Origin of the sequence: Kitasatospora putterlickiae (assembly GCF_039527695.1) — a bacterium.
Classification (GTDB): domain Bacteria; phylum Actinomycetota; class Actinomycetes; order Streptomycetales; family Streptomycetaceae; genus Kitasatospora; species Kitasatospora putterlickiae.
The window spans coordinates 1-8,213 of record NZ_BAAAKJ010000072.1; the positions used below are offsets into that span (position 1 = coordinate 1).

Here is an 8,213-nt window from a genome sequence, read left to right on the forward strand (position 1 = left end):
GGTGGCCGTGCCGGTCGGCGTCGTGGACGGCGCCGGCGGCTTGGTCTCGTTCATGGTCGGCGTCGCCGTCGGACTCGGGGTGTTGTGCTTGCCGGTCGGCTGGCTCGGCTGCTGGTTCTGGTTGCCGCCGTTGTTGTTGTCGGCCGGCGGCTGCTGCGGACGCTTGGAGCCCTGGGTGGTCGGAGCCGAGGTCGCGGTCGAACCGGAAGTGGGCGTGGTGGCCTCCGGCGCCGTCGACACGACCCCGGCGGACGGGGTGGTGTCGCCCGGCTGCCCGCCCCCGCCCCCGCCGCCCTCGTCGTCGCCGCTGAGCGCCAACGCGATGCCGGTGGTGGCCGCGACGATCACCGCCACGACGCCGGCCACCAGGCGCCACGGCCCGCGCCGGCCGGAGCCGCGTCCGTGCCCGCCGCCGCCGTGCCCGTCGCCGGAGCCGCCGTCCCCGTAGGACCCGCCGGCCGCCGGGTAGGCCGCGGACGGGGTGTGCGGCCCGCCCGGCACCTGGTAGGGCAGCATCGCCGTCGGGTCGCCCGGGACACCGGACCCGAGCACCGCCGTCTCGTCCACGCCGACCGGCGGCAGCGCGCCGCCGAGACCGCCGAGGGCCGTGGCCGCGGTGCCGATCGCCCAGCCGCCGGTGCCGCCGGTCAGCTCGCGCAGCGCGTGCTCGATGTGCGCGCGGAACTCGTCGGCGTCCTGGAACCGGTCGTCCGGGTTCTTCGCCAGCGAGCGCAGCACCAGGTGGTCGAGCCCGGCCGGCACCCGCGGATTGGCGTGCGAGGGCGGCACCGGGTTGTCCTGCACGTGCTGGTAGACCACCGACAGCGGGGTGTCACCGGTGAACGGCGGGCGCAGCGTCAGCAGTTCGTACAGCATGCAGCCGGCCGCGTACAGGTCGGAGCGGTGGTCGACCGGCTTGCCCAGCGCCTGCTCCGGGGAGAGGTACTGCGGGGTGCCCATGACCATGCCGGTCTGGGTCATCGTCGAGGCCGTGCCGGTGAGCGCCCGGGCGATGCCGAAGTCCATCACCTTGACCGCGCCGCTGTTCGTGATGATCACGTTGGCCGGCTTGATGTCGCGGTGCACGATGCCGTGCCGGTGGCTGTAGGACAGCGCCTCCAGCACGCCCGCGATGATGATCAGCGCCTGGTCGACCGGCGGCTCCGCCTCGTCCACCAGCAGCTCGCGGACGGTCCGGCCCTCGACCAGCTCCATCACGATGTACGGCGTCGACTCGTCGCCGACGAACTCCTCGCCGGTGTCGTACACCGAGACGATCGCGTGGTGGTTGAGCGCCGCGACGGCGTGCGCCTCCCTGGTGAAGCGCAGCCGGGCGATCTCGTCCTGCGCGAGTTCGCCGCGGAGCAGCTTCACCGCCACGGTCCGGCCGAGCCGGACGTCCTGGGCGGCCAGCACCTCGGCCATGCCGCCCCGGCCGAGCCGGTGGGTCAGCCGGTAGCGGCCGTCACCGACCGTGCCCAGCGGAGCCGTGGTGCCCCGGCCTGGCGTCTGCGGGCCCGGGCCCCCGTACGGCGGGAGCGCGGTGGTGGCGGCGTCGCTCCCGGGCGCGGGCGTCCTCGGGGCCCCGCCGGCCGGACCGGCCGCCCAGGCCCCGTCGTCGTCGTCCGGATGCTGCGTCTGTGCCATCGCTCCTCGCCCCGGGCCTTCGCTCGGATCGCGGTGCCCTGTCGCTCGTATCCCCGAACGCTACCGTCTCCGGCCGACGCCTGTAGCACGCGCGATCCGGGCGGAAACCGTCAGAGCAGGCCATTCCGGTCGGCCGGACCGTCCAGCCGCAGCACCGTGGAGATCTCGCCGGAGACCCGCGAGTTCGAGGTGGACCCCGTGTCCCGCTCGGCCCGGTTGACCACGATCGCGATGATGATGACCGCCAGCACGATCACGCCGACGATGATGCCGATGATCACCAGCGCGGTCGAGCAGCCGCCGCTGTTCGACGCCGGGGCCGGCTGGAACGGCGGCGCCGGCATCGGGTGCGGGGGCGGGGTGTGCGCCTGCTGCTGCGGGAACGGCTGCGGGGTGTGCGGCTGCTGGAACGCCGGCGGGGGCGTCTGGAACGGCTGCGGCTGCGGGAACGGCTGCGGGGTGTGCGGCTGCTGGAACGCCGGCGGCGGGGCCTGGAACGGCTGCGGCTGCGGGAACGGCCGCGGCGTCTGCGGGGCCTGCGCGGCCGCGTGCACCGAACGCGGCCCGTCGGTGATCACCAGCGGGTTGCTGGCCGCCAGCGGGCTGCCGCCGCCCTTGGCCGCGCCGATCAGCCGCTCCGCCTCGTCGCGCATCGCCGCCGCGCTCGGGTAGCGGTGCGCGGGGTCCTTGCGCAGCGCCTTGGCCACGAACTCGTCCACCGCCGGGCTGAGCCGCGGGTTGAGCGCGGACGGCGCCGGCGGCTCCTCCTGGACGTGCTTGTACGCGATCGAGAAGGCCGAGTCGCCGTCGAAGACCAGTTGGCCGGTGAGCATCTCGAAGAGCATCACGCCGACCGAGTAGATGTCGGAGCGGGCGTCCACCGGCTTGCCCAGCGCCTGCTCGGGCGAGAGGTACTGCGGGGTGCCGACCACCATGCCGGTCTGGGTCATCGAGGTGACCCCGCTCTCCAGCGCGCGGGCGATGCCGAAGTCCATGACCTTGATGTTGCCCTTGCGGTCGAACATCACGTTGCCGGGCTTGATGTCGCGGTGCACCAGGCCCATGTCGTGCGAGGCCTCCAGCGCGTTCAGCACGCCGACGGTGACCCGCAGCGCCTCCTCGACCGCGATCGCGCCGTGCTGGGCGACGGCCTCGTTGATGGCGTCCCGCAGGCCCTTGCCGTCGACCAGCTGCATCACGATGTACGGGGTGCTGGAGCCGTCCGGGGCGATGTCCTCGCCGCTGTCGTACACCGTGACGATGTTGGGGTGCTCCAGCCGGGCCACCGCCTGCGCCTCGCGGCGGAACCGCTCCTTGAACGAGTCGTCCCGGCCCAGCTCGGCGTGCATGCTCTTCAGCGCGACCTGGCGGTCCAGCACGCTGTCGTACGCGAGGTGCACCGAGGCCATGCCGCCTTCGCCCAGCACCCGCTGCAGCACGTACCGCCCGTTGCCCAGGGAGTAGCCCTCGACCGCCGCGTTGCCGTGCTCGCTCATGGTCCTCTGCTCCCCCTCGGCGCGGCCCTGCCGCCGCGACCGTGACGTTCGGTCTCGTCCGTGCGTGTGCGGGCCCGGCCCGCTGGCCTGCCCGACCCCTGTCGCGGCGCTCGCCCGGCCTGCGACAGGGGCCCAGGGTATCGGCTCGCGACGACGCCGACCGGTCCAGGGCCGACACTGTGTCCAGGTCGCGACCGGGTACCGGCCGGTACTGCGTGCGGCACCGCGACGCCCCGTCGCGCCCGGTGCCCCACGGTCCCGACGGGACCGTGGAGGTACGGCTGCGGCCTACAGGTACGGGCCGGAGCGGATGCCGCGGCCCTCGCCCGGCTCGTCACCCTCCGGGTCCCCGCCGTGCAGACCGGGCGGCAGCGCCCGCCGCATCTGCTCCAGCTGCGCCCGGGCCGCCATCTGCTGGGCGAACAGCGCGGTCTGGATGCCGTGGAACAGCCCCTCCAGCCAGCCCACCAGCTGCGCCTGCGCGATCCGCAGCTCGGCCTCGGTCGGGATCGAGTCCTCGGTGAACGGCAGCGACAGCCGCTCCAGCTCGGCGACCAGCTCGGGGGCCAGACCGAGCTCCAGCTCCTTGATCGAGCTGGCGTGGATGTCCTTCAGCCGGGCCCGGCTGGCCTCGTCGAGGGGGGCCGCCCGGACCTCCTCCAGCAGCTGCTTGATCATGCTGCCGATCCGCATGACCTTGGCGGGCTGCTCGACCATCTCGGTCACCGGCAGTTCACGCGGTCCGTCCCCCTCGTCGCCGCCCATGCCGCCCATGCCGACCGTCCCCTGGCCCACCGGCAGCCCGTCCGGTCCGACGATCAGCACCTTCTGGCCGTCCTGCGACTGCCCGCCCATGGCCTGGTGGAACTCCTGCGACGAGCGCTCGTTCATCGGATTCGTCATGAACCACATTCTCCCTCACTGGGGTTGCCGGGGTGGAGGCCCCCGGCCACCCGGGCACGACGCTACGCCCCGGGGGCGGGCCGCGGTATCCGTACGGATACTCAGTCCGCCCGGGTACCGGGGCCGAGCACGCGAGGGGGCGCGCGGTCAGCCGCGCCGCAGCCGCAGGCCGATCAGCCCCAGTCCGCAGCCGATCAGGCCGAGGCCCGCGCCGAGCGGGAGCTGGCGGGTGGAGGCGTCGTCCCACCGGGTGGGCGGCAGCAGCGGGCCGGGACGGCCGAGCGCCAGCGTCTCGCTCCCGGTGCTCCCGGAGGGCCCGGCCGGGGACGGGGTGTCCGCGGCGGGGTCCGGCGCGGTGTCGGCGGGCTGCTCCGGCGCCTGCTCGACCGGTTGTTCCGGGCTCTGCCCGGGGGCCTGCTCGACACCCTGCTCCGCGGCCTGCTCGGGCACCCGCCCGGCGCGTTCGGGGGCGGAGGCGGGGTGGTGCCGCTGCCGGCGCTGCTCCCACTCGGCCCAGGGGACGCCGGGGCGCAGGTGCCCGGTCCGCTGCCACCCGGGCGCACCGGTCGGCACGAGCGCGGACCCGCCGACGGCGCCGGACGCGGCCGAGGCGGGCTCCGGGGAGAGGGACGGCTCCGGAACGGCCGCCACCGCCACCGGGGCGACGACCAGCGGAACGGCGAGACCGAGTGCCGCCACCACCAGCAGCCGCGCCCGCCACTCGGCACGGCGGACGGAGGACGGCGGCGGTGCTGCGGGCAACGGCCCGAGGAACGCGGACGAAGGTGCGAACACGGTCGAGGTCCTTCCGCGACGGCCGACCGCGCGGGGCGGGGTCGGCGGCGGGACAGCTCCCGTCCAGCGTCACACAGTCCGGCATTCCCGGCATTCCGGGCATGTCGGATGGCCCGGACCGGCGGGAGGCGGACCCCCGCCGGCCCCGGGCCGGGCCGCTACGCCCGCAGCACCACCTTGCCGACCTGCGCCCCCGCCTCCAGCACCCGGTGCGCCTCGGCGGCCTCCGTCAGCGGCAGCACCCGGTCGACCACCGGCTTCACCACCCCGGAGGCGACCAGCGGCCAGACGTGCTCGCGCACCGCCGCCACGATCGCCGCCTTCTCGGCCAGCGGCCTTCCGCGCAGATTGGTCGCGATCACCGCGCCGCGCTTGCGCAGCAGGGTGTTCAGGTTCAGCTCGCCGTTCACCCCGCCCTGCAGCCCGATGATCACCAGCCGCCCGTTGACCGCCAGCGCGTCCACGTTCCGCCCCAGGTACCGGGCGCCCATGATGTCCAGGATCACGTCCGCCCCGGCGCCGCCGGTGGCCTCCCGGAGCACCTCGACGAAGTCCTGCTCGCGGTAGTCGATCAGCACGTCGGCGCCCAGCTCCGCGCAGCGGGCCAGCTTCTCCGGACCGCCCGCCGTCACCGCCACCCGGGCGCCGACCGCCTTGGCCAGCTGGATCGCCATCGTCCCGATGCCGCTGGCGCCACCGTGCACCAGCACCGTCTCGCCCGGCCGCAGGTGCGCGGTGAGGAAGACGTTGGACCACACCGTGCAGACCACCTCCGGCAGCGCGGCGGCCTGTTCCATGGACAGCCCCGGCGGCACCGGCAGCAGTTGGCCGACCGGCACCGCGACCTTCTCCGCGTAGCCGCCGCCGACCAGCAGCGCGCAGACCTCGTCGCCGACCGCCCAGCCGGACACCCCGGCGCCCAGCGCGGCGATCCGGCCCGCGCACTCCAGACCGGGATGGCGCGGGCTGCCGGGCGGCGGGTCGTAGAAGCCCTGCCGCTGCAGCAGGTCGGCGCGGTTCACGGCGGTGGCCGCCACCTCGACCAGGACCTCGCCCTCCCCGGGCACCGGGTCCGGCACCTCGGCCCAGACCAGCGCCTCGGGCCCGCCGGGTTCAGGAATCGTCATCGCATGCATGGCCCGACGCTACTGCGCGCCGGCGGCCCGGCGGGCGGGCGACCCGCGCGGTCAGCCGGCCAGGTCGGGGAGCCGCACGGCGCCGGGCAGCGCGGCCGCCACCCGGCCCGGCAGGATCAGCTTGCCCCGCCGGCGCCCGCTGCCGACCAGGACGAACGGGGCCGCCGCCACCGCCTCGTCGACCAGCAGCGGCCAGTCCGCCGGCAGGCCGACCGGGGTGATGCCGCCGTACTCCATGCCGGTCGCCTCGACCGCGGTGTCCATCGGCGCGAACGAGGCCTTGCGGGCCTCCAGGTGCCGGCGGACCGTCCTGTTGACGTCGACCCGGGTGGTCGCCAGCGCCAGGCAGGCGGCCAGGGTGGTCTCCCCGCCGCGCTTGGCGGCGACCACCACGCAGTTGGCCGAGGCGTCGAGCGGCACGCCGTAGGTCTCGCAGAAGACGGCGGTGTCGGCCTTCTCCGGATCGGTCTCGACGTAGAGCACGGACCGGGCGGCCTCCCGGTCGTCCCAGTTCTTCAGCGCGTCGGCCACCGGGGCGACCAGCCGGTCCACCACCTCCAGCGCGGGGGCGGAGAAGTCGAAGGTGCCGAACGGGAGCCGCGGTTGACCGGTCATGCGGGAACCCTACGCCCCCTCGGCCGACTTGATGACGATCACCCGGTCGGTGAGCTGCAGCGTCCGCGCCTCCGCCTCGGTGTAGTTGATCACCCGCCGGCCGCGCACCACCGCCACCACCAGGTCGTCGAGCTCGCGCGGGTCGTGCCCGGCCTCGGCCCGGGTGACCGGGCGCTCGACCACGTCCAGGCCATTGCCGTAGGTGAGCAGGTCCTCCATCACCGCGCCGGCGTGCGGACTGAGCATCGACATGCCCAGCAGCCGGCCCGCCGAACTGGAGCTGGTGACCACCACGTCGGCGCCGCTCTGCCGCAGCAGCGGGGCGTTCTCGTCCTCCCGCACCGCCGCGACGATGGTGGCCGACCGGGTCAGCTGGCGGGCGGTCAGGGTGATCAGCGCGGCGGTGTCGTCCCGCTCCGGCGCGACCACCACCCGGGAGGCGGTGGGCAGTCCGGCGCGCAGCAGGGTGTCGGTCCGGGTGGCGTCGCCGACCACGCCCACCAGGCCCTGCTGCGCGGCCTGGTCGACCGCCCTGCGCTGCGGGTCGACCACCACGATCTCCTCCTTGCGCACCCCCTGCCCGAGCAGGGTGTCGATGGCGCTGCGGCCCTTGGTGCCGAAGCCGATCACGACGGTGTGCTCACGCACGGTGGACCTCCAGCGGTTCAACCGCCACTGCTGACGGGTGCGTTCGGTGAGCACTTCGAGCGTGGTGCCGACCAGGATGATCAGGAAGAGCACCCGCAGCGGAGTGACCACGAGGATGTTGGTGAGCCGGGCGCTCTCGCTGAACGGGGTGATGTCGCCGTACCCGGTGGTGGAGAGCGTCACGGTGGCGTAGTACGCCGAGTCCAGGAAGCTCAGCCCGCCGCCGGCGTTGTCGTTGTAGCCGTCCCGGTCCAGCCAGACGATCACCGTGGTGGCCACCAGGACGCCCAGCGCCAGCAGCAGCCGGGAGCCGACCTGCCGCACCGCGGGGGCGGTGCGCCGGGCGGGCAGCACGATCCCGGAGTCGGCCCAGGGCTCGGTGCCCGGCACGGACGGCCCGGCCAGCCGGTCTCGGACGCGTCGGACGCTCACGGGGCCTCCAGCAGTTCGATCTCGTCACCGGCGGCCGCACCGCCCGGTGGCACCACCGCGAGCGCGTCGGCCCGGGCCAGGCCGCGCAGCATCGCCGGGCCGTCGTACGGCAGGGGCAGCACGCCGCGGGCGGTCCGGCGGACCGGCAGCAGCCGGGTGTCCACCGGGTGGCCGGGCAGCGGGTCGACGGCGACGGCCGGCGACGGTTCGCCGGCGCTCCGGCCGGCCAGCGCGCGCAGCAGCGGCAGGGCGAGCGTCACCATGCCGGCGACCGCGGCCAGCGGGTTGCCGGGCAGGCCGACCAGATGGCGTCCGCCGGGCAGTTCGGCCAGCAGCATCGGGTGACCGGGGCGGACGGCGACGCCGTCCACCAGCAGCCGGGCGCCGCACTCGGCGAGCACCCGGTGCAGGAAGTCCACCGGGCCGGCCGCCGTCCCGCCGGTGGTGACCACCACGTCGGCGGCGGAGTTCCGCAGGGCGTCCCGGAGCAGCCCGGCGTCGTCGCGGACGGCGCGCGGGTCGCCGGTCTCGGTGCCGAGGC

8 protein-coding genes are annotated in these 8,213 nt (G+C 75.2%); all 8 read right to left on the reverse strand.

Features of this window, described 5'->3' with window-relative positions:
• Positions 1-1,647, reverse strand: a 1,647-nt coding sequence (locus ABD308_RS08290) for a protein kinase domain-containing protein (protein WP_344329862.1), incomplete at its 3' end; no start/stop codon positions are given.
• Positions 1,648-1,757: 110 nt separating this feature from the next.
• Positions 1,758-3,143, reverse strand: a complete 1,386-nt coding sequence (locus ABD308_RS08295) for a protein kinase domain-containing protein (protein ID WP_344329865.1) — start codon at positions 3,141-3,143, stop codon at positions 1,758-1,760.
• Positions 3,144-3,431: 288 nt separating this feature from the next.
• Positions 3,432-4,046, reverse strand: coding sequence for a bacterial proteasome activator family protein (locus ABD308_RS08300; protein WP_425554720.1), 615 nt, complete (start codon positions 4,044-4,046; stop codon positions 3,432-3,434).
• A gap of 147 nt (positions 4,047-4,193) precedes the next feature.
• Positions 4,194-4,841: a hypothetical protein gene (locus ABD308_RS08305; RefSeq protein WP_344329867.1), complete on the reverse strand. Its 648-nt coding sequence runs from the start codon at positions 4,839-4,841 to the stop codon at positions 4,194-4,196.
• A gap of 158 nt (positions 4,842-4,999) precedes the next feature.
• Positions 5,000-5,977 (reverse strand): NAD(P)H-quinone oxidoreductase, encoded by a 978-nt coding sequence (locus tag ABD308_RS08310; RefSeq protein WP_344329874.1) that lies wholly within the window; start codon positions 5,975-5,977, stop codon positions 5,000-5,002.
• 51 nt (positions 5,978-6,028) lie between these two features.
• Complete coding sequence (locus ABD308_RS08315; RefSeq protein ID WP_344329881.1) at positions 6,029-6,592, reverse strand: YbaK/EbsC family protein; 564 nt, start codon at positions 6,590-6,592, stop codon at positions 6,029-6,031.
• A 9-nt stretch (positions 6,593-6,601) separates the two neighbouring features.
• Positions 6,602-7,597 carry a potassium channel family protein gene (locus ABD308_RS08320; protein ID WP_344330091.1) on the reverse strand — a complete coding sequence of 332 codons (996 nt, stop codon included), beginning with the start codon at positions 7,595-7,597 and terminating at the stop codon, positions 6,602-6,604.
• A gap of 71 nt (positions 7,598-7,668) precedes the next feature.
• On the reverse strand, positions 7,669-8,213 hold a 545-nt coding region (locus tag ABD308_RS08325; RefSeq protein ID WP_344329889.1), incomplete at its 5' end, for a molybdopterin-binding protein.